General features: G+C 59.8%; 30 protein-coding genes and 1 other RNA gene. 5 read left to right on the plus strand and 26 right to left on the minus strand.

The features are described 5' to 3' along the window. Positions 1–17 precede the first annotated feature (17 nt). Positions 18–1,814, plus strand: a complete 1,797-nt coding sequence (locus tag NSND_RS13335; RefSeq protein ID WP_080879466.1) for a glycoside hydrolase family 15 protein — start codon at positions 18–20, stop codon at positions 1,812–1,814. A 192-nt stretch (positions 1,815–2,006) separates the two neighbouring features. Here NSND_RS13335 and NSND_RS13340 read toward each other — a convergent pair whose 3' ends face one another. The 8 genes from NSND_RS13340 to NSND_RS13375 all read right to left on the minus strand — a co-directional run bounded on the left by NSND_RS13340 (position 2,007) and on the right by NSND_RS13375 (position 8,728). Further along, positions 2,007–2,417, minus strand: coding sequence for a cupredoxin domain-containing protein (locus tag NSND_RS13340; RefSeq protein ID WP_080879467.1), 411 nt, complete (start codon positions 2,415–2,417; stop codon positions 2,007–2,009). 156 nt (positions 2,418–2,573) lie between these two features. Next, complete coding sequence (locus NSND_RS13345) at positions 2,574–3,137, minus strand: heme-binding beta-barrel domain-containing protein (protein ID WP_080879468.1); 564 nt, start codon at positions 3,135–3,137, stop codon at positions 2,574–2,576. Positions 3,138–3,252: 115 nt separating this feature from the next. Further along, positions 3,253–3,603: a transfer-messenger RNA gene (gene ssrA / locus NSND_RS13350) on the minus strand. A 194-nt stretch (positions 3,604–3,797) separates the two neighbouring features. Then, a complete protein-coding gene (locus NSND_RS13355) occupies positions 3,798–4,412 on the minus strand; it encodes a hypothetical protein (RefSeq protein WP_080879469.1) in 615 nt (204 codons plus the stop codon). Positions 4,413–4,658: 246 nt separating this feature from the next. After that, positions 4,659–5,609 carry a DedA family protein/thiosulfate sulfurtransferase GlpE gene (locus NSND_RS13360; RefSeq protein WP_080879470.1) on the minus strand — a complete coding sequence of 317 codons (951 nt, stop codon included), beginning with the start codon at positions 5,607–5,609 and terminating at the stop codon, positions 4,659–4,661. A gap of 20 nt (positions 5,610–5,629) precedes the next feature. After that, entirely contained in the window at positions 5,630–7,255 is a 1,626-nt protein-coding gene (locus NSND_RS13365) for an MFS transporter (protein ID WP_080879471.1), read from the minus strand. Positions 7,256–7,400: 145 nt separating this feature from the next. Then, positions 7,401–8,474: a cytochrome-c peroxidase gene (locus NSND_RS13370; protein ID WP_080880882.1), complete on the minus strand. Its 1,074-nt coding sequence runs from the start codon at positions 8,472–8,474 to the stop codon at positions 7,401–7,403. 47 nt (positions 8,475–8,521) lie between these two features. Beyond that, positions 8,522–8,728, minus strand: coding sequence for a hypothetical protein (locus tag NSND_RS13375; protein WP_080879472.1), 207 nt, complete (start codon positions 8,726–8,728; stop codon positions 8,522–8,524). A 132-nt stretch (positions 8,729–8,860) separates the two neighbouring features. On the opposite strand from NSND_RS13375, the gene NSND_RS13380 reads away from it, so the two are divergent. Further along, entirely contained in the window at positions 8,861–9,775 is a 915-nt protein-coding gene (locus NSND_RS13380; RefSeq protein WP_080879473.1) for a hydrogen peroxide-inducible genes activator, read from the plus strand. Between the two features lie 25 nt (positions 9,776–9,800). Beyond that, a complete protein-coding gene (uraH, locus tag NSND_RS13385; RefSeq protein WP_080879474.1) occupies positions 9,801–10,151 on the plus strand; it encodes a hydroxyisourate hydrolase in 351 nt (116 codons plus the stop codon). Between the two features lie 27 nt (positions 10,152–10,178). Here uraH and NSND_RS13390 read toward each other — a convergent pair whose 3' ends face one another. The 5 genes from NSND_RS13390 to NSND_RS13410 all read right to left on the minus strand — a co-directional run bounded on the left by NSND_RS13390 (position 10,179) and on the right by NSND_RS13410 (position 13,933). After that, on the minus strand, positions 10,179–10,850 hold the full coding sequence (locus NSND_RS13390) for an ankyrin repeat domain-containing protein (RefSeq protein WP_143833666.1): 672 nt from the start codon (positions 10,848–10,850) through the stop codon (positions 10,179–10,181). A 20-nt stretch (positions 10,851–10,870) separates the two neighbouring features. Then, entirely contained in the window at positions 10,871–11,734 is an 864-nt protein-coding gene (locus tag NSND_RS13395; RefSeq protein WP_080879476.1) for an MBL fold metallo-hydrolase, read from the minus strand. Beyond that, positions 11,727–12,404: a DNA-3-methyladenine glycosylase family protein gene (locus NSND_RS13400; protein WP_080879477.1), complete on the minus strand. Its 678-nt coding sequence runs from the start codon at positions 12,402–12,404 to the stop codon at positions 11,727–11,729. The genes NSND_RS13395 and NSND_RS13400 overlap by 8 nt, the downstream gene beginning before the upstream one ends. A 183-nt stretch (positions 12,405–12,587) precedes the next feature. After that, a complete protein-coding gene (locus tag NSND_RS13405; protein ID WP_080879478.1) occupies positions 12,588–12,971 on the minus strand; it encodes a RidA family protein in 384 nt (127 codons plus the stop codon). A 179-nt stretch (positions 12,972–13,150) separates the two neighbouring features. Then, entirely contained in the window at positions 13,151–13,933 is a 783-nt protein-coding gene (locus NSND_RS13410) for a glucose 1-dehydrogenase (protein ID WP_143833550.1), read from the minus strand. A 57-nt stretch (positions 13,934–13,990) separates the two neighbouring features. Between NSND_RS13410 and NSND_RS13415 the strand changes: the two genes are divergently transcribed. Then, complete coding sequence (locus NSND_RS13415; protein ID WP_080879479.1) at positions 13,991–14,668, plus strand: methyltransferase domain-containing protein; 678 nt, start codon at positions 13,991–13,993, stop codon at positions 14,666–14,668. A gap of 16 nt (positions 14,669–14,684) precedes the next feature. Here the strand turns inward: NSND_RS13415 and NSND_RS13420 are convergent, their stop codons facing one another. From NSND_RS13420 to NSND_RS13440, 5 genes are all read right to left on the minus strand, one after another. Next, positions 14,685–15,290, minus strand: coding sequence for a nitroreductase family protein (locus NSND_RS13420; RefSeq protein ID WP_080879480.1), 606 nt, complete (start codon positions 15,288–15,290; stop codon positions 14,685–14,687). Positions 15,291–15,316: 26 nt separating this feature from the next. Next, positions 15,317–15,880: a sugar O-acetyltransferase gene (locus tag NSND_RS13425; protein ID WP_080879481.1), complete on the minus strand. Its 564-nt coding sequence runs from the start codon at positions 15,878–15,880 to the stop codon at positions 15,317–15,319. A gap of 21 nt (positions 15,881–15,901) precedes the next feature. Beyond that, positions 15,902–16,600, minus strand: a complete 699-nt coding sequence (locus NSND_RS13430; RefSeq protein WP_080879482.1) for an HAD family hydrolase — start codon at positions 16,598–16,600, stop codon at positions 15,902–15,904. A gap of 5 nt (positions 16,601–16,605) precedes the next feature. After that, complete coding sequence (locus tag NSND_RS13435; RefSeq protein WP_080879483.1) at positions 16,606–17,031, minus strand: OsmC family protein; 426 nt, start codon at positions 17,029–17,031, stop codon at positions 16,606–16,608. A 101-nt stretch (positions 17,032–17,132) separates the two neighbouring features. After that, on the minus strand, positions 17,133–19,529 hold the full coding sequence (locus NSND_RS13440; protein ID WP_080879484.1) for a glycoside hydrolase family 65 protein: 2,397 nt from the start codon (positions 19,527–19,529) through the stop codon (positions 17,133–17,135). A 103-nt stretch (positions 19,530–19,632) separates the two neighbouring features. On the opposite strand from NSND_RS13440, the gene NSND_RS13445 reads away from it, so the two are divergent. After that, on the plus strand, positions 19,633–20,409 hold the full coding sequence (locus NSND_RS13445; RefSeq protein ID WP_080879485.1) for an HAD family hydrolase: 777 nt from the start codon (positions 19,633–19,635) through the stop codon (positions 20,407–20,409). A gap of 140 nt (positions 20,410–20,549) precedes the next feature. Here NSND_RS13445 and NSND_RS13450 read toward each other — a convergent pair whose 3' ends face one another. The 8 genes from NSND_RS13450 to NSND_RS13480 form a co-directional block, all read right to left on the minus strand. After that, positions 20,550–20,888 carry a hypothetical protein gene (locus tag NSND_RS13450; RefSeq protein WP_080879486.1) on the minus strand — a complete coding sequence of 113 codons (339 nt, stop codon included), beginning with the start codon at positions 20,886–20,888 and terminating at the stop codon, positions 20,550–20,552. Positions 20,889–20,990: 102 nt separating this feature from the next. Next, complete coding sequence (locus tag NSND_RS13455) at positions 20,991–21,431, minus strand: periplasmic heavy metal sensor (protein WP_080879487.1); 441 nt, start codon at positions 21,429–21,431, stop codon at positions 20,991–20,993. 31 nt (positions 21,432–21,462) lie between these two features. Beyond that, on the minus strand, positions 21,463–21,759 hold the full coding sequence (locus tag NSND_RS13460) for an antibiotic biosynthesis monooxygenase family protein (protein WP_080879488.1): 297 nt from the start codon (positions 21,757–21,759) through the stop codon (positions 21,463–21,465). Between the two features lie 126 nt (positions 21,760–21,885). Continuing rightward, positions 21,886–22,803 (minus strand): hypothetical protein, encoded by a 918-nt coding sequence (locus NSND_RS13465; protein ID WP_080879489.1) that lies wholly within the window; start codon positions 22,801–22,803, stop codon positions 21,886–21,888. A 13-nt stretch (positions 22,804–22,816) separates the two neighbouring features. After that, the gene (locus tag NSND_RS13470; RefSeq protein ID WP_080879490.1) at positions 22,817–23,104 is read right to left on the minus strand and encodes an STAS domain-containing protein; all 288 of its coding nucleotides are present in this window, start codon (positions 23,102–23,104) and stop codon (positions 22,817–22,819) included. A gap of 61 nt (positions 23,105–23,165) precedes the next feature. Next, a complete protein-coding gene (locus NSND_RS13475) occupies positions 23,166–23,666 on the minus strand; it encodes a DoxX family protein (protein ID WP_080879491.1) in 501 nt (166 codons plus the stop codon). A gap of 21 nt (positions 23,667–23,687) precedes the next feature. Continuing rightward, entirely contained in the window at positions 23,688–23,819 is a 132-nt protein-coding gene (locus tag NSND_RS21850; protein ID WP_255373878.1) for a hypothetical protein, read from the minus strand. 325 nt (positions 23,820–24,144) lie between these two features. After that, positions 24,145–25,188 (minus strand): Kelch repeat-containing protein, encoded by a 1,044-nt coding sequence (locus tag NSND_RS13480; RefSeq protein WP_159450781.1) that lies wholly within the window; start codon positions 25,186–25,188, stop codon positions 24,145–24,147. Between the last annotated feature and the right edge of the window lie 74 nt (positions 25,189–25,262).

Here is a 25,262-nt window from a genome sequence, read left to right on the forward strand (position 1 = left end):
TGAGACGAAAATCTCTTATGGTCGGGGGCATGTACCCCTACGGACTCATCGGCAATTGCCACGTCTCCGCCCATATTCATGAAAGCGGGTCTGTGGACTGGCTCTGTCTGCCGAGACCGGATAGCGACCCGGTCTTCGGTCGAATCCTCGATCCGGAGGGAGGGCACTTTTCCATATCAAGCCCTACCAGCTCCGCTCAAGTCAAGACAACGCAACGCTACCTTCCTAATACAAATATCCTGGTGACCGAGGTCTCCACGTCAAAGGGCGACACCTTCAGGATCACGGACTTCTGCCCGCGCTTCGAACAGTACGGCCGCGTGTACCGTCCCGCCGCCCTCTTTCGCATCGTCGAACCGCTCGCCGGCACTCCCTCCATCCGCGTGAGTTGCCGCCCGGTCACGGGATGGGGAAAAGAATATGCCCGCGGCATGCGCGGCAACAGCCACGTCCGGTACGACATCCGCGGGGAGTACCTCCGGTTGTTGACCAACATGCCCCTGACCTACTTGTACGAGGAACGCCCTTTCGCCCTCACCGAGAAAACGTACTTTGCGCTCACCTGGGGCCTGGGCATCGAAGACGATCTCGCCAAGGTCAGTCACGAGTTCCTCGACCAGACGACCCGCTACTGGCGCATGTGGGTGAAACATTGCTCGATCCCGGTGCTGCACCAGGAAGAAGTCATTCGTTCCGCGCTCGCACTGAAACTCCATTGTTATGAAGACACGGGTGCCATCCTGGCCGCCTTAACGACCAGCCTCCCGGAAGAACCGGGCGGCCCACGGAATTGGGACTATCGGTACTGCTGGCTGCGCGACGCCTATTTTTCCCTGACCGCCTTCCACAACCTCGGACACTTCGAAGAGATGGAAGGGTTTCTCAAGTTCCTGCTCAACATCGCCTATACGCATGAACATTCGCGGGAGCGACTCGCGCCCGTGTATACACTCAGCCAGGATCTCCCGCTGCCGGAAACCGAACACCGGAACTGGGCCGGCTTCTGCGGAAGCGCGCCGGTGCGCAATCACAATCAGGCCGCCGAACATATCCAAAACGATGTCTATGGCGAACTGGTCCTCGCGCTGACCCCGATCTTCTCCGACAACCGCTTCTACGATCTGCGGACCAAAGATCAGGAACAACTCGTCGCCAACCTCGCCCGACTCTGCGACCGCACCATCGCCCAACCGGATGCAGGCTTGTGGGAGATCCGCAACGGCTGGCAGGAACATTCGTTCTCGAATCTGATGTGCTGGGCAGGACTCGACCGGGCCCATCGCATGCACAAGGCGGGCTGTCTGCCGTCATTGACGCTCGACCTCGATGCGGCGCGCGCGCGCGCCGCACAAGCACTGCTGGCCGCATCAAAAGACGGCTCGCTGCGCAACGGCCCCAAAGACGACACCTACGACGCCTCGCTGGCCCAGGCGGCAATTCTTGGCTTTCCCAACCGAGAGGTGTGTGAAGCCACGATGCAGAGCATCGCGCGCGCGCTGGCCGTGCAAGCCGGCGGGAAGGAAACCGGCTTCTACTTCCGCTACCTGCGCACCGACGATTTCGGCCGGCCGCAATCCAGCTTTGTCATCTGTTCCTTCTGGGTCGTCCAGGGACTCGCGCGGCTCGGACGAATGGCGGAAGCGCAGCAGATTATGGCGCAGGTCCTGACCGGCGCAAACCATCTGGGGCTCTTCTCAGAACATTTCGTCCCCGAAACCCGCACCCAGCTCGGGAACTTCCCGCAGGCTTATTCCCACGTCGGCCTGATCAATGCCGCCTTCGCCGTCAGTCCGTCCTGGACGACGGTGCTGTAACGCTCACCCTTGTGCAGTCAGACGGCCGCCTCTACCCTGTATAACCGTGCCGCGCCGACAGTGCGGGCTTGCCGGGACAATATCCGCCTAATCGAAATCTTTGGTCTGAGGATCTCTCTCGCACCCCGGAGCTGTGCGACAAGCCCCGGGGCGAAGGGGAGGGTAACGCGGCGTCCGCCGCGTAAGTACAGACTACTGGGCGGAGCCGACGACCCGGATGGTGCCGGGCTCGATCTTCATGCCCCCCGGGTCGGCTGATTTCATGCGGGCATTGTAACTAATGACAATAGGCTTGCTGAAACAGAGGCTTGCGCTCTTGCTTGGCTCTAACTCCTTCAGCTCGGTCACTCCTCCCATCATGCCGGTGAAGCCACGATCACAAGACAACATGTCTGCATTCAGACCAGGAATATCGATGAGCACGGGGAGCGTCCGATGGTTCACCCAGCGTATTTCGTCGCCGACGTGTACGGTCAGATCCGCCGGCGCCAGATTGGCTTCAAATTTAACCTCATGGATAATCGCAGTTCTCGAGGTCTGCGGCAAACCTGCGCAGCCCGTCATCAAAAGTAACCCTGTCAATGCCATCAATGATCTTCTCATCCATATCCTCCTTCCTGAAAACGATTCTACTTCAAGACTCTCAGAACCTGAGCGGTCTGGTCTTACTCTTTCAAATCTACCCATTCACTCTACCACGTTCCCCGAGCTCACTTACAAGCTCGGGACTCAGTATTTTCGCGTGGAGTCCTACCTGCGTTATTTGACTCGTGTTACCCGATTGGTATCGGTGTGGTGGAACAGGTCGTTCCGACCCTTCATCTTCAGCTGCGTGTCTTCGTGGTAGCTGAAACTGTCCGGGCCGTGCAGGGTCACCGTGAGTTCATACCGGACGGTCTTGAACTCCCGATCCAGAAACTTATTCGAACAGATGCCATACGTATCCGATCCGGCATCCGCCGAAATCTGAAACGACGTGGCGTCCGGCTCCACGGTTCCTCCGGCCAGCACCGTGACACCGCGCGGCACGATGAAACAGCGCAGCACCTGCTTCGCCGCCGCATCCCACAACCAGTAGCCGGTTTCTTCATGAAACGGCGCCCCGTCGCTCAACCGCCAGGCCACGGTCGCATAACGAAGGCCATAGAGCTGTTGTTCGTGATTGTTGACCGGACCGAACGGCTCGAAGGTCAACCGCTCGCGATAGGCATTGTGTTCCGTCCCCCGGTTGTCATCAGGCGCCACGTCGGCCCCCTTATCGCCTTCCCACACACCGGCCAGCGCCGCCAACGGACCGAGATACTTGATCAGGTCGTCACCCATGTCATCGTTCCTTTCATGCGGTTGCCTGTTCCATCGGTGTGCGAATCTACATTCATCGGCCCGCAACCGGCAACAATGAAAAAGCCCCTGAGTCGTACGACTCAGGGGCTTAGTTTGGTGGAGGCGAGGGGAGTTGAACCCCTGTCCGAAGATCGTCGGCACATCGCGTCTACATGTGTAGCCGATTCTTTAAGCTTCGCAGCGACCCACGCCTATCGGCCGGCTTAGAATCGCCGCTAGCCCAGTATTGTCTCGCCCCGCGCCGCTGAGCACCGGCGTGGGACCAGTCCGCTGCATCGCGCCATTCCACCCCCGCGGACCTCAGATGGAACGACGTCTCAGCCTAAATTAGGCTGCGAGTGCCAGTTCTTGGTTGGCAGTTGCGTTTTTCCCGGAATTTTACGAGTTCCCGAGATCTCGACATGCGACGATGGCGTCAATATCCCCGTCGAAACCGGTCGCCCCCCTTTCTTGGTGATCGTGAAGCGTCAGACGCAACACGTGAGAGGCCATTCGCTCATGAAAGGATTCGGCTACTTCTCCGCTTCCTTTCGCGTTTCACTTTTCACGTCTCATTACGTCTTAGATGCTCATCATACAGCACAGGTCAAGGGGATGCCAGGAGAGAAACGGTACGGTGGGAAACCAGGGCAGGGAAACTCACGGAACCGGCGTGAAGGTCCAGGTCCATCCCTGATCCTGTTGCGTGAAGACCTGTCCCTTAGACAACTGGCCCGCGAGGAACTCCGGAGGAAGTGTCACCAGCACCTGTTCCTCGCGCACCTGCCCCTGAACCAGGCGTGTGCCCTTGCAGCCGCCACCCCCGACATATTCCTCCATATCCGGCGTTCTCCGTTCACCCACCAGCCCGAACATCGGTCCCATCACCAGAATGCTCTTCAACTCAAAATGCTCATAGGCCCCTTTCAGAATCGGTGCCGGGCAGACCGCCGAGCCATCGCGATAGTGCTCCGCCTTCGTCGGAATATCCGGCAGCACTTTTGGCGACACCCCATCCTCCAGCGGCCACTTGAATTCGAACTCGACCTGCTTCGTCACGTCGGCGACGGCCGAACCACCGACGAACTGCTTGTTCCTTTGAAAGACTCCCACCACTTTGTACTTCAACGGTGCGGGCTTCGAACGGGAGGACCCTTTCGTGAGCCAGACCATGGCTTCGCTCACAGTGGTCGACATCTTCGGCCATGCGCCTGCCTCACGGCCGCTCGACATGAGCACGGTCCCTGCGATCATCAGCACCACCAGACGTGTCACGCGTTCACTCCTCTGCAAGCTAGCCCGGACTATTCATGAATACCTGCTCCGTCGTCCGATTCTCTCACCCGGCGTGGCTGTTCTCATTCGGCCTCCACGACGGACTGCCAGTACGCCTGCGTCAGCCTCACTTGCGAGAAGCCGCGGCGGGCTTCGGTCTCGAACGCCTCGCGACGGCATTCATCAATAATCCGGGCTAGAGACACCCCCTAGCGACCTTCCCGCATCCCGCGCCGCGGTACGCCGTCAGCCGCCTACACCGGCGTTCACCCGTCGCTCTACGGGATACTGCCGTTCTCGCCAGGCATCGAGACCACCTTCGAGCGGGCGCACACGGTGGATGCCTTTCTTCTTCAACAGAAACGCCGTCCTGGCGCTGGAGACTTCATTCGGGCAGGTGCAATAGAGCACGATGTCGCGATCGCGCGGTATCTCCTGGTGCCGATGCTCGATCTCTTCCAACGTGAAGTTGATCGCACCGGGAATGGTGTCCGGATCGAGTTGCAGCGACAGGGGATGCCGCACATCCACCACGCTGATCGCCTCGCCCGCATCCAGACGCTGTTTGAGCTCGTCCACGGAAATCTTCGACATGCGCAGATGCCTGAGGAACTGCTGCCGATAATAGAACTTATAGCCGATGAATCCCGTCAGGCCGATGAGCAGCACCCCGAACACCAGTCCGCCCGCTTGATCCAACAACCCGACCAGTTGCTCGAGTTGATTGCTGAATAACGCGCCGACTCCGGCGCTGACTGCCGCCCAGATCAACGTGCCCGCGACATCGTACAGTGCGAAGGTCGTCGCGGCCATGCCGACAATCCCGGCCAGCGGCGGCGCCACCGTATTGAAACCGGGGATGAACTTGGCCAGCAACAGACCACGTGGCCCGTACCGGTGTAACAGATTTTCCGTGTCCCTGACGCAGGAGTCCGGCTCAAGCGACAGGCGACAGAGAAAACCCAGCACCTTGCCGCCCTTGATGCGACCAAGATAGTACCAGGCGAGGTCCGGCGGGAGCGCAGCGGCCACCGGCACGAGCAACGCCATGGCAAGGCTCATTTTCCCGGCCCCGACGAGCGCACCAGCCGCAATGAGGAGAGGAATCGCCGGAATCGGAAATCCGATCTGCTCAACGAAGATCACCCAGAACAGCACCGAGGCGCCGTGATCGGCGAGAAATTGGAAGGTGTTCATGACGATCTACTTCCGTGCGCTCAGGCGCTGCGATACCGTGAGAATCGCGCAAAGAGAATGGCGGCGAAGGGGAGGGCCAGGCCGAGCAGGGCCTGCACAATCAACAGGAGTCCGAGCTGACTATAGTCGTCAGGGGTCTGGATAGCGTTGGTCACGGGATCGCGCACCTCCCGGGTCACCACAAACAGCTCGTTGAGATACTTCGTCCCCAGTTGGCCGAGCGACAGCGCAAGGTTCGTGAAGGACGCCATCACGGCAAAATAGGTCGCCTTGAGATTCGCCGGCGCAGAGTTCGCGATCCAGGCCAGCATGGGAATCATGGAAATCTGACCGAGCGGCGATTCCAGAGCGGTATTCACTAACGCAATGAACCGCGCATCGACCAGCCCGCCGGTCACGGCCGCCGTCCACTCGTGAAGCCCGTAATACATGCTGACGATGGGCAAGCCCAGGAAGAATGCCGCCAGGGTGAGAAAGCCCACCACATAGGCAATGGACCGCTCAGCCATGAATCGCCGGAACAGAAACATGCCCGCGAGCGTGAGAGCGCTGCCGATGAGCGACAGCACCGACAGGAACTGTTGATCGAACTTCAACTGATCGATCATCCACCAGGTCGCCCCTTCGCCGGGCCCTGGAACGGCGCGAAACACGAAAACCACCAGCGCGGTACCCACGAGCACATGCCTCGCGTCGGGAGCCAGCTCCCTGGTGAGGCGCACCATCAACAACGAGACGATGGCCATCGACCCGGCGAACACGATTTCTTCACTGTAGGCAAAGTCTGCGACTCCGACCGTCAGGGTAAAGAGCACGAAGGCCAGACTGCCACCCAGAATCCACCAATTGGGCTTGGTCGGTTCAGCGGCCCGGTCCGTGAGCCTCGCAACCTGTTCTGGCGTCATACCCTGGCTGAGAAGCCGCCGCCTGGTTCGCACCCGCAGGACGGACGCGGTGATGACCCCGAGCACCGATACGGCCGGGATCACCAACGCCATCAGATACACCTGCTCATAGATCGAGGCCACCTGCTCCTTCGGCATATTTTCCACGCCGTTGAACAGATATAGATTGATCAGGGCAACCAGAATCCCCCCGCTGATAATCGCGACACGCCCGAGCGTCTGCATCGTGGTGTGCATGAGTTTCAGCCTGGCTTCATCGATGGGCACCCCTCGCTCATCGACTCTGGGCACGGCCTCGACCGTCATCGCGTCCGCCACCGTGTCCTGAATCACATAGCCGATCGGCGACAACAACACGCTGAGCACGTACCAGACTTCGGCCGGCATCACGGCGACCATCGCCTCGCGGTGACCGATCAGGCCGACCATGATCAACAGACTGGCCGCAATCACCCCGGCGCCAAAATAAACAAGGAGACTTTTCCAGCGCCACAACAGATCGACCAGATGTCCGAACGGCATCTTGAGCGCCCAGGGAATGCCCGCCCAGAATCCCAACGCGGCAAGAAAGGCCGCGGACAGGCCCAGATAATCTTTGACGAAGAAGGTGCCGACGATGCCGGTCAGACCGGAAATCCCGGCGGCCATATAGACCATGAGCGGCGGCAGATAGGAGAGCTGGAAGTCGCGCGCGAGTTCCAGAATATTGCGGTCGATCCAGCGGGAGGCAGCAGCAATCACGAATGCGTATCCAGGGACGGCGGTGAAGGGATCGTTGTCTCTCTCTGTTACCCGTACGGGGCCACCATTTGCAAGCAGCCCGGAGAGTCGGATGGAACGGCCGGAGCCTCACGACCCCGGCCCTTCCAATCAGTACACGTACGGCTTACTTCGGAAACTCTACGGGCGCAGCCACGTGCTGCCACCCTTCGCCGTTGAGCGACCGTAAGAATGCGACCAGATCCTGCTGCTCGGGCCCGGTCAGTTCGAGCGGGATCACGGTGTTATCGAGGTGCGGATTCTTGATGCCACCCTGGTTGTAGAACCGGACGACATCTTCGAGCGTCGCAAACCGGCCGTCGTGCATGTACGGCGCCGTACGCGCGATCTCTCGCAACGTGGGCGTCTTGAACGCGCCGATATCCTCGGCATTCTTCGTCACCATGTAGCGCCCCAAATCGACGGTGTTCGTATCCCAGCCGATACCGAGGTTATGAAATTTCTCGTCGGAGAAGTTGAACCCGGAGTGGCACCGTGTGCAGCGGGCCTTCCCTCGAAACAGTTCGAGCCCTCGCTTCGCCGAATCGCTCAAGGCCTGCTCATCGCCGCCCATATCGAACCGGTCCACCGGGCTGTTGCCCGACAACAGGGTCCGCTGAAAAGCAGCGATCGCGCGGCCCACATCGCCGACGGTCACCTCGCGGCCGAACACCTCCCGAAAGAGCATCCGATAGCCCTCGATGCTCTTGATCTTGCTCACCAACTCATGGTGGTCGAGAAACCCGTGCTCAACCGGGCTGACGAACGGACCGACTGATTGATCCTCCAACGTGTCGGCTCGACCGTCCCAGAATTGCGCCTTGCTATACACCCGGTTGATCGCCGTCGGGGCGCTACGTCCGCCCTGCAACCGGTAAATGCCCGTCGAGACCGGCTGCCCATCCGTGAAGGCCAGGCCCGGCATATGACAGGTTGCGCACGCCACCGTTCCGTTCTTTGAAAGCCGCTTGTCGAAAAAGAGCCAGCGACCCAGCTCGAGTTTCCGCGCCGTCTGCGGGTTGTCGGCCGGAATATATCCGCTGGGATCCTCCAATCCCAGCGGCACCTCCTGTGCCACGGGAACGGCGCCTGGTTGCGCCACCGACGGCTCACCCATGACCCTGGTGGCCGCCAAGCCCATCGCCCCGACGGTCGCCACCACCACTGTACCGACCATCCACTTGATGCTCATCTTGCCCATGATCTCCTCCCTTGCTCCTTCTTCCTTCGATGCTCCTTCCGTATGGATCATCGAAACCGCAGAGTCGTGCCAGGCCGATCCTGGCGCTCCATGTGCCGTTCGACCTTTTGAAGGAATTCTTCTTCCGACAGGGGCGTTTGCTGCCCTTCCGAGAAGGCCACCGTCTGATGACCCGTTGGCCTCGACGGCGTCGCGCACGCCTGCAACATGATCACGGCGAACCCCATACCGACGGCTATCACAATCTGTCGCATACCCCACCTCCTTGTTCCATGGCTGCATTGTTGCGAGGTCATACAGAGACGATACCGGTTGCCTGAGAATCAGTCCAATTGATAGTCTATGGAGTCACGATAAACTGAACTTATCAATAGTGGAGAGAAGCCATGACCCTGACGGAACTGCAATACATCGTGGCGGTGTCGCGCGAACGTCATTTCGGGCGGGCGGCGGATCGGGTGTTCGTTACACAACCGGCCCTCAGCCTGGCCATCAAAAAACTGGAAGATGAATTGGGGGTGGCGATTTTCGAGCGACGCAAGAATCACGTCGAGCTCACGCCGCTCGGGGAGCAGATCGTCCATCAGGCTCAACGCGTGCTGGAGGAGGCGGATCAGATCAAACTGCTCGCCGCGCAGGGGAAGAACCAACTCGTCGGCGCCTTGCGGTTCGGGGTGATTGCGACGGTGGGGCCGTATCTCTTGCCCGACCTGATCCCGCTGCTGCACAAGCGCGCCCCCGGCATGCCGCTCGAAATCGAAGAAAATCTGACCGTCAATCTGACCGCCATGCTGAAGAGCGGCAAACTGGACGTGATTATGATCGCGCTACCGTTCGAAGAACCGGGCATTCTCACCCAAGCCCTCTATGACGAACCGTTCAAGGCCGTCGTGCCCGCCGATCACCGGCTGGCCAAACGGTCGAAAATCGATTCGGCACTCTTGAGCACGGAGCGCGTGCTCTTACCGCACGCAGGACATTGTTTCCGGCAACAGGTCCTGGAGAGCTGCCCGGAACTCAGCCGGTCGGACACGGAAAGTTTGCAGGGCAATTCGCTGGAGACGATCCGTCAGATGGTGGCCTCCGGACTGGGCATCACCGTCATGCCCTGCAGTGCCGTCACGGCCAAACATCAGAGCAAACGGCTGGCTGTCCTGGAGTTCATGAAGCCGGTGCCGGAACGCAGAATTGCGTTGGCATGGAGGAAGGGCTTTACAAGACCGGCGGTGATTCCTGTGATTCAGGAGGCGGTCGGTGCATTGAAAATTCCCGGACTGATGGCCATTGCCTCAGGACAATAATTGTCCCACGATGAAAGGAAGAAGAATGGCCGAGTCACGAATCAGCACGCATGTGCTGGACATTGCGCAAGGCCGACCTGCACAGGGCATTCCCGTCACGTTGGAAGGCCAGGGGTTGGCGGGAATCTGGAAACTACTCGGCAAGAGCAGAACGGATGCGGACGGCCGGAGCAACGATCTCTATCCGGCAAAGCAGCGACTTCAGCCCGGAGTCTACCGTCTCACATTTGACGTCTCGACCTATTTTCGCTCACAGCACGTGACGAGCTTTTACCCTGAGGTGGTCGTCATCTTCACTCTGTCCGACGCGGGACAGCCGTACCACATTCCGCTGCTCCTGAGCCCCTTCGGCTACAGCACCTATCGAGGGAGCTGAGAGAAGATCGACGGTCCACTCTGCCGGTTATTCCCGCGCCCCCGCCGACAAGAGAATGTCGGCGATCACTCTGTAGCCTTTCTGCCTGGCATGCCGGAGCGGCGTCACCCCGTCTCCGTCGCCAAGGTTGAGATCGGCCCCTGCAGCCACAAGCAATCCGACGATGGTCTGATGTGTCGGCCCTCCGTCACCGAGAATGATGGCTTCCAACAAAGCCGTCCAGCCCAGCCGGTTCACGTGGTTCACGTCGATCTTGGTCTTCAGCAGTTCTTTCACGACTTCCACGTGGCCTCGTTCGCACGCCGGGATCAACGCGGTGCCTCCGTAGCGATTGTAGATCGTAAAGTCCGGATCGGCAGCCAACGTCATTCGCAGAATGTCGAGATACCCGCTGGCCCCGGCCAACAGCAGAGGACTGTTTTGCATGGCATCCTGCGTGTTCACATCGGAGCCGGTCAGGATCAGTAGCTTCGCGATCTCGACATGGTTCCGATAGGTTGCAGCCAACAAGGCGGTGCGCCCCTGCGGATCACGGGCCCGGACGCTGGCTCCTTCTTTCAACAGCTGTCGCACAGCCTCGACATCGTTGCGTTCTGCCGCCGCAATCAGAGCCTGGTCTCCCGTCCGATGACCCGGCTCGGCGCCGGCCAGGCTGACGCTCGCCATGAAGAGCAGACCGGTCCATGACAGAGCGCACATCCAACCCATCTGATTCCGCCTCATTGTCGTCGCTCGACCAGCTCGCGCACCGCCGCCCGCATTTCGGATTGTGGCAGCCAGACGCGGCCGCCATGACCGGCCAACACCCATTCGAATGAACAGTTCGTCAGTTGCTCGATTGAGCGGTGCAAGGCCTCTGCATTCCACACCAACTGCTGCGGGGAGGCCAGCTCCCTAGCCTCCTGGTCCCACCAAAGATGATCGCCGGTAAACAGAAACCGGTCCCGATGCAGCAGACAGAGGCTGCCCGCCGTATGGCCGGGAACGGGGATGATGCGGAAGTCTTCGCTGTACGAGCGAGGTTCCGGTCCTTCAATGATCACCTCCGCCTCGGGCATCGCATGGACATCCGCACGGTGGATGATCCGCCGGGCTCCGAACCGGCGCGCATACCTGGCGGCATCCGCCACATCGTCTTCATGGGTCAAAAAGATCTGTGCGAGGCCTCCCATCCGATCGAAGACATCGACAAGCGGTTTGAGATACCGCGGCGAATCGATCAGCCAGTTGCCGTCCGGATGCTGCACGAAGAAACTGTTCGCCCCGAACGACTTTTCCGAATTGAAACCGCAGTAGTAGACGTTCCCTTCGATCGGGAGCGGGAAGTCGGCCTTCGCGGCACTCAAGAGGGTATGGTTCGTATGCTCGGCCCCGATCGACCCGGTCGGGCAGGCGAGCAACGCGCGATAGGCCAGTCTCGTTTCCAATTCAGTGGCCGGCTGATGAGTCACCGCAGAATATTCTCCCACTTCTTCGAAACTCGACGGAGCCAATTGTCGGCAGGCATCGCAATTGATGCAGGTGGAATCGACATAGAAGTTTCCGGCTCGATTCGCATCCAGTCTTTTGCGCAGGTCAGCCATTCGGAGCTCGCTTCCCCGCAGCCCTCACCACGGGCAGAGTTGTTCGCACCACTTTCGCCCGATCCGCCGCGCGCCAGAGATACCAGGCTGCGGCCGTGCGATAGGGCCTCCAGCGTTCTCCATACCGCAACAACTCTTTCGCGGTCGGCATCGCCTTTCGTTTGTATGCGATCCGGAATCCGTTCCGTACGCCAAAGTCATCCACCGGCAGGACATCGGGTCGGCCGAGCTGAAAAATCAGCAGCATCTCCACGGTCCACCGTCCGACCCCGCGCACCGCGATCAACCGTTCGACAATGGCATCATCCTCGAGCCGTTGAATGACGGTCGTGGTCGGCACGGTTCCATCCATCGCCTTGGCCGCCAGATCATGCAGCGCGGCAATCTTGGCGTGAGAAAATCCTGTGCCGCGAATAGTCTCCGGCGCCATCGCCAGCAGGTCAGCCGGACGGGGAAAGCGCCGGCCGGGGAACAGCGCGATGAACCGCCTGAGAATACTCTCCGCCGCCTTGTCATGCAGTTGCTGATAGGCAATGGCGCGGGCCAGCGACTCAAACGGGGAACGCCTCGCTCGAAGCGACAACGCATAAGGGCCGACTTCGCCGATGACCCGCTTCATCACCGGATCGATCTTACACAGGTGAGCAATTTCCGGTGACGGCTGGTTCATACGACTTCACCTATCCAAACTGCAGATGGTGGAGAAAAGCCATCCAGCAACTCGTGAGGCGTGACACGTAAACAGGTCGCACGTTTCCGGAACAGAAGTCTCACGTCGCCTTACATGTCACCCTTCACGACTCACGTTTTCCGGTTCCTGAACATGCCGCTGGCGGACATTTTCCGCATACGGTTAGGACACGATCGCGTCCGCTTCGATTTCAATCAACATATCCGGATCGATCAACCGTTTCACTTCCACCATGGTGGTCGCCGGCCGGATCGAGCCGAAGACCTCTCCATGCGCGCGTCCGACCTCCTGCCATTGATCGATATTAGCCATGTAGATGCGCGTGCGCACGACATCCGCCATCGACGCGCCGGCCTGTACGAGCGCCGCCTCAATCGTCTTCAAGGCCTGGATCGTCTGCGCGTAGGGATCACCCTTGCCGACAAGCCCCGTAGCCGTCATCGCGGTCGTTCCGGAGACCTGCACCGACTGACCGACTCGCACCGCGCGTGAATACCCGATTTTCGCTTCCCATGGTCCACCGGTCGAAACGTTCTGCCTTGCCATGAATCCTCCTTTGATCCGCTACGGAAAAATTCCAATTTACACAGCACGCAGGATGCGCAAAAGGGCTCTCCAGCAAGGCCGCAGCGAATGGAGAGCCGAAGCGTACCCTTTGCGGTACGTTGAGGTTCTACATGAAGCGAGAACGCCGCTGGAGGCCGTTTTCCGCATCCTGTTACACGTTACATCACCAACCCGCCGCCGGCCTGAATGACCTGACCGGTCAGCCACCGTGCCTGCTCACTGACCAAAAATGCCACCACATCAGCCACGTCGGACGGAAGCCCGAGCCGTTTGAAGGGTGACGATTGTAGACCCATCTCGCGGTATGGCTCCGTCAACACACCGGTATCGGTAAAGCCCGGCAACACGGTATTGACGGTAATGCCGCGTGGCGCCAGTTCCTGCGCGAGCCCCTTGCCATACTGTTCCAGCGCCGCCTTGCTCCCCAGATGCGCCGTGGCGCCGGGAAACTTCAGGTGGGTGAGCGCCGACGAAATATTCACAATGCGCCCACCGTCGCTGAGCACCTTTGCCGCCGCCTGCATCGCAAAGTACGGCCCCTTCGCATTCAGCGCAAGAATGGCATCGAACTCCGTCTCCGTCGTCTCCACCAACTTCTTTGGAATGAACCGGCCCGCATTGTTGACCAGAATATCGAGGCGATGGAACTGCTGTACCGTCTCCTGCACCAGGCGTTGCGCCTCAGCCACCCGGCTCATGTCCGCCTGGATGACGGCGGCGACCCCACCCTTGGCCTGAATCGCTGCGGCAACCTCCTGGGCCTTCTCCGCATGTGCATGGTAATTCACCACCACCGTCGCGCCGTCCTGCGCCAGGCGTTCGGCGATGGCGCGGCCGATCCCGCTGGACGACCCGGTCACAATGGCCACTTTGCCCTTCAACAACTCCATGCCCACGCCTCCATTCCCGTCCTGCCACTCGCCATCGGCCGGCTCATCCACAGATCACTCTCCGTAGGCCGATGGTCTCGTAAAGACCACGTCTGATACAGTGCGCCCATGAGCATCCGTCTTGAGCAGACCGTGCCGTTCGGACGGTCGCTGCGCGAATATGAGTTGATGTTTTCACTCAGCGCGGCCGACCGCCGGAGCCGCATTCTGGACTGTGCCGCCGGACCGTCCAGCTTCAATGCTGAACTCACGGCGGCCGGTGGCGACGTCCGGTCGATCGACCCACTGTATCAATTCGGCGGAGCGGAGATCCAACGGCAATTCTTCTCCACCCTGGATCACGTCATTGAGCAGGTGCGGGCGACGCCGCAGAATTGGGTCTGGAGTTATCATCGCGACCCGGAGGATCTACGACGGAACCGGATCGCGGTGATGGAACAATTTGTCGCCGATTACAGCGGGGGGACGGGAACAGGTCGATATCTCTGCGGCGCCTTGCCGAACCTCCCGTTCGAAACCGACCGGTTCGACCTCGCACTGTCGTCGCACTTTCTCTTTCTCTACTCGGACCACTTCGATGCAGCGTTTCACCTCGCTGCCATTCGAGCGCTGCTGCGCGTCGCGCGGGAAGTGAGAATTTTCCCTCTACTCGCGCTCCGCGCTGAGCGGTCACAGCACCTGGAGCCGGTGTGTGAGCAACTCCGTCAAGAGGGCCATCACCTCTCGATCGAACGGGTGGGGTATGAGCTTCAACGCGGCGGCAACGAGATGCTGCGCCTACGGTGAGCGTAACCGAGGACCATCACCTGGTCGGCCACTCGGGCGGGCCATTCCACCTTCCGTGAGACACGAACTCGGTCACAGCCTTCCGCTCCCGCGGTTTCAATTCCCGCTCGCGCAGATAGTCCGGCAACGATGCCGGGTCGCCCGGGTATCCGACGGCGATCATCGCCACCGGTTCATACCCGGCGGGAATGCCGAGATCGGTGCGGGCCTTCTCTATCTCAAATCCCGCCATTTGGTGAGTCACCAATCCCAGCGCCGTCGCTTGCAAGCAGAGGCTGAGCGCGGCCATCCCCGTGTCGTGCCAGGCATGCCGGTTTGGGGCTCCTTCGTCCTCAAGATTCAGCCGTGCGACGGACAATATCAAGACCGGGGCGCGAAACGCCCACTTCCTGTTGCCCTCCTTGAGGCAGGCCACGAGACGGTCGTGCGCGGAAGGATCCGCTTTCGTTCCGACAATGAAGTGCCAAGGCTGCTCGTTATTCGACGACGGCGCCCACCTCGCCGCCTCGAACAGGCTCTGCAGTTGTTCCGGCTCCACCATCCGGTCCGCAAACGCGCGCGGACTCCACCGCCGCTGTAACAGAGCATGAATGGGGTGGGTCACATCAGCAGGTTTTTCCATGAACGAATCCTTCTCCAGATCGGAATTTACACCAACGTTCGCACAATGCGGGCTGGATTGCCGACGACAAGGCTATCCGGAGGCACGTTGTGCACGACCACGCTGCCTGCTCCCACGATGCTGCGATCTCCGATCGTGACGCCCGGCAGCACCAGCGCCCCGCCGCCGATCCACACATCGTTGCCGATCCGAATCGGGCTTACGGATTCCAGGCCGGAGCGACGCACCTTGGCATCGATGGGATGTTGCGCCGTATAGAGTTGCACGGCAGGGCCGATCTGTACATCATCTCCAATGGCGATAGGAGCACAGTCAAGAAAGATGCAGTGATAATTGATGAAGACGTTCCGGCCGAGGCTGATGTTATACCCGTAGTCGCACGTGAAGGTGGGAAGGACCACGGTTCCTTCGCCGACGGCACTTAGGAAATGTCGAAGCAGGGTTGTACGCATATCGTGACCACTGTCCGGCACCCCGTTGTACCTGGCCAGTAGCTGCTGGGCATCGCGTCGCTCATCGAGCAACTCTTTGTCGCTTGCACGATAGAGTTCCCCTCCCAGCATCTTGTTTTTTTCGGTCTTCTCGGCCATCGACTCGACGCTTTCGACAAGTTACACGGGTGGTTCCGGCCGTACGCCACATTCGTCCAGGTGGCGTAAGAGGTCCGCCGGATCATCATAGGTACGATAGGCGCCCGCCCGTTCCAGTTCTTCCCTCCCATAACCTCCCGACAACAGCCCCACCCCGAGCGCGGAAGCACGACGGGCCGCCAAGAGATCCCACACGCTGTCACCGACGACGATGCACTTCGCAATCGGAACGCGAAGTTGTTCAGCGGCAGCCAGAAACAAATCAGGATCGGGCTTCGCGCGCTGCACCTGATCGCGCGTCACCACGGGAGTTCCGGGAGGAAGCTTCAGCAGTTTCAACGTATGTTGCGCGCTTTGCAGTCGCCCGCTGGTGGCGATGGCATAGGGCACGTGAGCCGCCGTCAATGCGTTCAGTAATGCTTGCGCCCCGGGCAGCACCCGGAGTGATGGGGCTTGTTTCGCAAAGGCGTCGGCATGCACCCGCTGAATGCGCTCCGCCTCGTCTTTTGAAACGGGCCGTCCGGTTTCCCGCCAGAGCGCATGTAACATGAGGCCACCGCTCATGCCGATTTGACGGTGAATCCTCCAAACCGGCAGTTCAATTCCTGCCGCTTGGGTGGCCTCACGCCAAGCCAGCACATGCTGGTAAACACTATCCACGAGCGTGCCGTCCAGATCGAAGAGAAACGCTACAGAGTCAGGATCCTGCGAAACGGCCATGAGGTCTAGTTCTCCAACTTCGCATCCATGGTGATCGTGGCGTTGAGCAGCCGTGAAATAGGACAGCCGGCCTTGGCCGCCGCTGTCGCTTTCTCCCAACTGGCGGCATCGGCCTTGGGCACCTTGCCCGTGACAGACAAATGCACGCCCGTGACGGTCCAGCCAGCCTCTACTTTTTCCATCGTGACGGTGGCAGTGGTCGCCAGTTGCTCAGCGACCAGATTCGCCGCGCCCAACTGTCCGGAAAGGGCCATCGTAAAACAGCCGGCGTGGGCCGCCGCGATCAGCTCTTCCGGGTTCGTCCCTTTTCCATTCTCAAATCTCGTACTGAACGAATATTGCGTCTCGCTCAAGACACCACTGTCCGTCGAGACCGTCCCTTTGCCTGTTTTGAGATCTCCTTGCCATTTTGCTGAAGCATTCCGTTTCATGCGATCCTCCTATCGTGAACCGTTGATGGTCAATGCCGCGCGACCACAGGCCTCGCCGATCGGATCAATCGGCCAGGCACTTTCCCTGGTTGCCTTTCTACTTATCCGGATCGACGCCTCGATTCCTGCCATGCGCCCCAGCCGGATCCTGTCCGATGGGCGACGTAGAGGTGGTTCGAAATGATCTCTTGGATCGGCCCATGACTCAACTCAATGGTCATTGGTTCGCCGGTCCGGAGATCGACGGTCACCTGTCCCGGCTCGTGATCGATCGTCACAGAGACGCTCCGACCTCTCCATTGCAGCGGGAACGACAACCGATCCCAGTTCGATGGAAGGTGCGGGTCGATGACAAGCCCGTCTTCTCGAAGCCTGACACCCCCCATGCCGAAGACAGCGGCCTGCCAGAGCCCCCCGAGGGTAGCGATGTGAACTCCTCCCGCCGCATTACCCCTGTGATTGGAAAGATCGATCGCCGCAGCGTCCCGAAAATAACGCGCGGCCAGGTCGGAATCGCCGAGCCTGGCGCTCACGAAGGCATGAAGGGCGGGACTTAAGGAGCTGCCATGTGCGGTACGGGGTTCATAATAACGAAAGTTCGCCTCATGCACTGCAGACGGGAATCGTTCCCAGAGGAGCGCGCTCAGCGCGACCACGTCCGCCTGCTTGACCACTTTGGACTTTTGCGTCCTGTCGCGCCCGAGCATCACATCGATGGGCGCAGGCAGGGTGCGGTACGCCTGGAGTTCGACCTCCTCCAGTTGAAAGAAACCGGCAAATTGCTCGAACAGATTGGTCGACCGGTCGAATCCGGTGGTCATGAGCTCCGCGGTCCGACGCCAGGCATCCGGTTCATCGGGCTTGACCTGCAAGCGCTCGCATATGATAGGCCAGACATCGGAACGGCGCGAGCGGAGCCAGTCGACCGTGTCCGCGGCCCGCTCCAGGTTCCATTGCGCCATGACATTGGTGTACGCATTGTCATCCACGGATTCATGGTATTCATCCGGCCCGATGACCGTTCGAATGTGATACTGCCCGTCCGGCTCTAACCGGCCACGACTCACCCAGAATCGTGCGGTCTCGATGAGAATGTCCGCACCTGCCGCGAGAAAAAAGGCCTCATCCGCCGTCGCCTGCCAGTATTGCCAAACCGCATAGGCGACATCGGCGCTGATATGGTGCTCCTGGATCCCTGTGAGCACTTGAACCACCCGACCATCCGGTGCGATGACCGTATCCGGCGTGACATCTTCTCCGGTATCGGCGGACTCCCAGGCGAACAACGCTCCCTGATATCCCAGCCGCCGCGCCCTGTCGCGGGCAGCCGGAAGAGTATGGAAACGGTACTGCAAGAGAGCCCGCGCTGCCGGAGGATCGGTAAAAGTGTAAAACGGCAGCAGATAGATTTCCGTATCCCAGAAGACGTGCCCTTTGTAGATGGAGCCGGTGAGAGCCCTAGCTCCGATAGACGCATGCTCGTCCTTCGGATTCACGGCGCTATTGAGATGATAGAGGGCAAAGCGTAGCGCGCGCTGCGCCATTTCATCGCCGGCTACCTCCACTCCGCTGGCGCGCCAACGATCCTCCCAGGCTTCCGCATGTTGCAGAATGTGGGCATCCAGCCCCGCCTCGGAGGCTCGACAAACATGTTCGCTGGCTGCAACAGCGGGATCCTGTACCTCGCGGGATGAATAGACGACAACCGAGCGATTGAACCGGGCCGCCTCGCTCCTTTGGGCCCGCCACGTCCACTGCTCTGCAAATCCTTCGACCGGGCTATTGCCCGCTCCCTCCTGACTGTTCTCATGTCGCAGCTTGTCATGAGATGCCATGGCGATCGTCGTTCCCCTGTCCGTCCGCCTCACGATCACGGCTGCCTCGCCCTCCACCCTGGAAGACCATGGTGTCCCCGGCTGAGGCCCTTCAGTGAAAGATTCGATCGAGATGGTACCGGAATAATTCTCTGGCGTGATCGTGACCGATTGGAGCAGGAGGTGTCGATCGTGATGACACACGGCGCGCACGCAGGTGAGGGCCGTCACTCGGCCCTGCTCATCCTCGTGCCGCCAGGTTCGAAAAAACAGACCATGCTGCAAATCAAGGATGCGTCGGTGATCGAGCGTGGTTCCGGTTTCGAGCGACAGCGGGACCCCTTCCACCAGCACGCGAAGCTGCGTCCAATCATGGAGCTTCGTGAGCTCCAGGGTACCTCCTGGGGCCTCAGAGGCCTCAAACGCTCCGGCCAGGAAGGTGGCAGGGGAGGAGAGGCTCGTGCGTTCGGCGAGCGAACCCCGCGTCCCCACATAGCCGTTCGCCATCGTAAAGATCGACTCGATCTCATGCTCCCACCCCGGCTCGAACCCTGATTCGACCAGAACCCAGCTTGGGTCAATGGCGAAGGGCAGATTGGCCGACAATAACGGGGGAGCCGGTTTCGCCTCTTCTTCTCCTCGATCCGGTCCTGACAGGATCGATTTGTCGCGAGGTATCCACATCTTGACGTTCCTTCACATCTCCGAGGGGCAGAATGGTAGCATGCAGAGGCTATCACCTCTCCCGTATGCCGACGCACAGACTGACACGCAAGGGAGATCGAGGATGACACAAGGCGCAACCGGAGAACAACCGTTCCATCCACGGTCCATTGATCTGACCAAGTTCGATGCGGTGCTCTTCGATCTTGACGGAGTCCTCACAAAAACCGCCGTCGTGCATGCAGCCGCCTGGAAACGCTTATTCGATGAGTACCTGCAGGCGAAAGCTTCCCGCGAACAGGTCCCTTTTCGACCCTTTGATGTCATGCTCGACTATCAGCGATACGTTGACGGCAAGCTCCGGTACGACGGGGTACGGGCCTTTCTCGAATCACGCAACATTGTCTTGCCCTATGGCACCGCCCACGATGGCCCGGAGCAGGAAACGGTCCAGGGGCTCGGCAATAAGAAGGACGGGTACTTCCAAGCTCATCTCAAACAGCATGGCATCGAGCTGTATGACGACGCGGTGCGATTTCTTCGGACCCTTCGAGCACAGGGGGTGCGGACAGCGGTCGTCTCAGCCAGCAAGCACACCGCGGCCGTCCTACAAAAGACCGGCCTCGCGGACTACTTCGATACTCGAGTTGACGGCATCGAAAGCGAACGACTCCATCTTGCGGGGAAGCCGGCACCGGATGGTTTCCTCGAAGCGGCACGGCGACTGCAGGTGGATCCACCGCGAGCCATTGTCGTGGAAGACGCCGTTGCGGGCGTGCAGGCCGGGCGCAACGGCGGATTTGGATTGGTCATCGGGGTCGATCGGACCGGCCATGCGGAGGAGCTCACACGAAACGGTGCGCATCTCGTGACGTCCGACTTGGCTGAACTGTGCGTATAGCTCTTGACATCGCCGCGTCCGACTGGATCAACAGATCTGATGACCGCACCTCGACTCGCAGGTCCCGAACAAATCCATTCCGATTCGGCATCTGCAGAATGGGGGCGGGGAGGCCGAGACCTCCCCGCTCCGAGCTGCCGTTATTGCACCTCTACCGTGATCGTATCGGTCGCGGCCAAATGGTCGTGGTCATGGGTTGCGGCTTGGACCTTGATCTCATGTTTGCCCTTGTTGAGACCTTTGAATGTGCCGGGAAACTTCTTCTGCGGTTCGCCGTCCAGATACACATGCCCATGAGCCGCCTTGGAACCTTTGGTGAGTTCATAGGTGAGCTCGAAGGTCTCTCCCACTTGTGCCCCGTCTTTCGGCGAGGTGCTTGTGATGTGTGATCCGTCATCGACCTCGGCGAATAGGGGACTGGCCGAAAAAATCAGGCCGGCCGTGAACAACGTGGCGAAAAATCCCTTCATGTGTCGCATCGCACCCTCCTTGGTTGGGCTCTGGCGATCGTCCATTGACCGCTCAGTATTCATCACCAGCGCGCTTGTCCCTCGATGGTGATCGTCAGTTCGACTCATCGCTTAGTGCTCTCCGTAGCGTTCCATCCACTTGCGAAGGTGCTCCACGGCTTCTGCCTTCTGATCCTGCCGCAGGGTCGCATGCCACTCGGCCACCTTCGGCAACACGCGCTGCATCAAGCGGGTCTGTCCTGCCTGGTGCCGCTCAAACAATTGGGCCACCTTGGACTGATCCAACCGATCACTCTGGACCTGCGCGATCACATCCTCCATGATGACCCGGTGCTCTTGTTGTGACTCGGCCCGGGCAGCGATCACTTCGTCTTTCACGACGGCCAGCTTCGCCTTCTGCTGGTCATCCAGGTCCAAGTGTTTCGCAATCTTGCCCGTCATCCAGTCAGCGCGCTCCGACGGCGTATGGTGACGATGGCACCCGGCACCGACAAGCGCTCCGGCCAGGACCAGCGTTCCGACGACCACCCTGAATGTGTTTTGCATACTCATACGGCCCTCCCTTTGGTGTGATCTCACGCACTCAGTACTCGAAGGCGACGCGATAGAGCGCCGGAGTCATTTCAACCCCCAGTTCCCCGAGCTTGGCCTTCATCGGCGTGACGCTCTTTTCGTAGGCCTTCCAGTACACCTCTTCGTTCTCCCAGAGCGCTACGTTGATGTAGTTAAATTTGCTGTCCGGCTTGATGCTTGTATGGAATTTTCCGCTGATGAACCCCTCCTGCTTCGTGATGTGCTCCTTGACCTCCTGCCACCACTGCACAAATTCCGCTTCTTTGGTATGAGGGACTGAAAACACATTGATCAACGTAACCGGCATGGCATGCCTCCTTGAATATGTTCGATTTTGACTTCCACCTTCATCTGACACTTGTTCAGACGCAGGGTTTGATCGCGACCCACCTGCGGCCTGGCGGGAGCAGGGCACCCGCCAGACCCATTCAGGTTATTGCGCCTTCCGCAGATCGATCACAGTTCCTTCTTCGTTCAGCTCGACGACAATATTGTCTCCGTCGGCGATCGGCTTGGTCTTGATTTCCATCCGCTCCAGCGGGAACACTTTCTCCCCCTCCGGCGTGGCGAGCTTGATCTGATTCTTGTTGGGCCCCGTACGGATCAACTTGCCGAAGATCAGCCGATGGGTCCCGGCCTTGGCCTTATCTTTTCCATGCACATCGATCACCATGCCCTCTTCATTGATCCAGAGGGACACGTGATCGCCGACCGCTGCATCGGCCGGGGCATACTTCTTCAAGAGCGTGTACTGTCCGGCCGGCGTCTTCACGTAGGCCAGGCTCGCATCAAACTTGACGACCGTGCCGTCCACCTGAATGACATAACCGGGCTTCGTGCGCGGGTGCTCGTCAAAGCTCATCTCGACCGTGAAGCGATGGATGTCGATCATCTTGCCCGCTTCGTTCAACTCGATGGTCACCGGTGCCCCTTCTTCCAAGGCGGACAACTTGGACTTTCCGGTTTGCACATCGATGGCCTTCTCTCCTTCCGGCGTCCACACTTTGATTTCTTTCTTATCCGGCGAGGTATAGGCCAGGTTGCCGGTCACGAAGCGATGGGAATGGGCCTTGTCTCCCTTGCGATGGACATCGATCACGGCATTGTTTTCATTGACCTGCATGTCCACTTCTTCCCCGACCTCAAGGTTCTTGGGCGTGAGCGTCGACGCGATTTTCATCGTCCCCCAGGGGGTCTTCACGGTGGTGATGCCTGACTGCACATTCGACACGACCCCGCTGACCTTCATGTGCGTGGCCTTCTTGCCCCCGCCTTCGGCGGCGAATCCATAGGGCACCGCCATCGACAAGCTGAGAACCATTGAACCGAGAATAACCATTGTGCGTGTCATCGTTTGACTCCTTTCATCCGTGATTGTGAACGCCTGTCTTGCCTAAATTCTGTACGATGGCCCTGGTCAGGCAGCCTGATGCCTGAATCGTGACCCCCATGCGGTACATCTGGGACAGAAGCGTCGTGCCCGCCTCATCGATAAAGGTCACTTCCCGGAGATCGACGTGGCATGGGACCGGCCCGTCGAACTCCTGCTTCAACCAACAATCCCGCAGCTCCCGGACCCAGGGACCCGCCAACCGCCCGGAAAGAACGAAGGTGGTTCCCGGGTTCGTATTCGACACCGTAATCTTCAGCATGATCGTGGACCCCTTCGTCCCTTGAGTCCGGCCGGGCCGATGCCCGGCCCCACCATGACGCTCAGAACGTGCGCAGAGCGAAACTCGCTTCCCGCGCCTTGAGAGCCGGGGATTCCTCACCAAGCCACCGGGCGATTACGGCGTCCAGCGACCACTTGCCGCCACCGACGACCAGCAGCACAAGGCTCATGGCGATCACCAGGAGATGGAACTCAAAACCCTCACCTTGCTGCTGCCCAAACCAGTTCATGAAGAACCCCTGCGGCAAGTGCACCGTCATGATCGCGCCGAGCATAATCACAATGAAGCTGGCCGCCGTGAAGCGCGTCAGCAATCCGGCAATCAGGGCCAGACTCCCGATGGATTCGCCGATGATGACCAGGAACGCCACGATCCATGGCAAGTGCATGACATTGGTAAAGAAGCCCATCGTGCCGTCGAAGCCATTCCCACCGAACCAGCCCAACAATTTTTGGGCACCGTGGGCGAAGATCACTCCACCCAACACCACTCGAAGAATCAAACCCGCCCAGGACTCATCCGTTCTGAAAAAGCTGTACATGTCACACCTCCTTGATATGAATTACCGTCGGTGGCTCCGCACCCATTGCGGAACCGCACTCGCCATTCGATCTTTCAGGAACAGCCCTGCCACGAAGAGCGGCAGGGTCACGAGCATTCCGTACCACCATCCCCACAGCGTCATGTCTTTCATGGCCTCACCTCCTAATCCCTCATGCAGCGCTACTTCAGGTAATGGCAAAGGTCATTCCACCTCGCTGCCTGTGCTGTCGATATCTGTAACCAATTGAAACAACGGGCAAACCTTGTCGATCACCAACAGGCCGCATCCGCATGAGTCATTGAGTGACGATGCGACGGTGACGAGGGTTCGCCAGGTGACGAAGGAGATCGTCAGGGAGGGCAGAGAACAGATCGAGGACTTCGCTTCGGGATTTTTGGGGTCGTAGGTTGTCGCGCCTCTGCGCCATGGGACCCATGACGCAGAGACGGTTGGTCGGTCGGCTAGAGGATGGGGCTCATCGATCGCTGAACTCGAAGATGTCGTGCGCGTCGGTCACGACATGCATCCCGGTAATGCCGGCAGATTGAATATCCCCACTCGCCAGATGCAACCGGTGGCCCACAACCGCACCGGCCAAGCCGTGCCTGGGCATCGGCATCATCGGAAGCTCGGACCAGCTGTTCGTCGCCGGATCGTACGCTTCCAATGCGCGGAATGCGGCCATGAGATGTCCGTCCTGATGTTCTCCACCAGCCACGTAGATGCGCCCGTTGTAGACCCCCCAGGCACCTCCGCTCCGCTCGGTGGGCATGCGGGCCCTGACCAGACCCCACTGATCGGTCGCCGGATCGTATTCCTCGACCACATTGGTGTTGCTGGCGGTGAAAATGAAGGCGCTTCCCAGGCGGCCGCCGATGACGTAGATCTTGTTGTTTACGGCACCGACGGCGGCGTGGTTGCGGGCTGTCGGCATAGACGAGCGTTCGGACCAGCTGTTGGTCTTGGGATCATATTCTTCTACGGTGCCCACCGACCGATGGGGTCGCGTCGGATAGAGAGCGGCTTCCTTGGAACCAGGATGCATCGCTGCGCCACCGATCACATAGATCTTCCCGTTGACCGTCGCCGCAACAGCTGACCCGCGTGCTGATGGCATGGCCGCCAAGGCCTTCCAACTGTCGTGGGCCGGGTCATACTCCCAGGCGTTGTTGATCGGCACCCACGCCGGAGGTCCCGACTGTGGCGGCACAAAGCCGCCGAAGGCGTAGAACTTTCCGTTGAGTTCAGTGAACGCCACATGATGCGCCGGCAGCGCCATCGGCTTGTTCTTGGTCCATTTGTTAGCCGACGGAGCGTATTCGTACACAAGGCCTTGGGGGATCCAGCCGGGCCCGAGTCCACCGAACACGTAGAATTTTCCGCCGGTCGACAGGCCGACCAACTCTTCGGACGGCTCCGGGAACGGCGCACCTTTGCTCCACGCACCCGGCGTGTCCGCCTGGGCAGGAGCGACCATCATGAGCAGACTCAGCATGACCATGACCAACAGCGTGTGCATAAGATGCCTCCATGAAGGGCAGGCCGAGCGATGGATGAACCACAGCCGCCCTGTTGTCTTCCAGTGGTTGGTGA

Origin of the sequence: Nitrospira sp. ND1 (assembly GCF_900170025.1) — a bacterium.
Classification (GTDB): domain Bacteria; phylum Nitrospirota; class Nitrospiria; order Nitrospirales; family Nitrospiraceae; genus Nitrospira_A.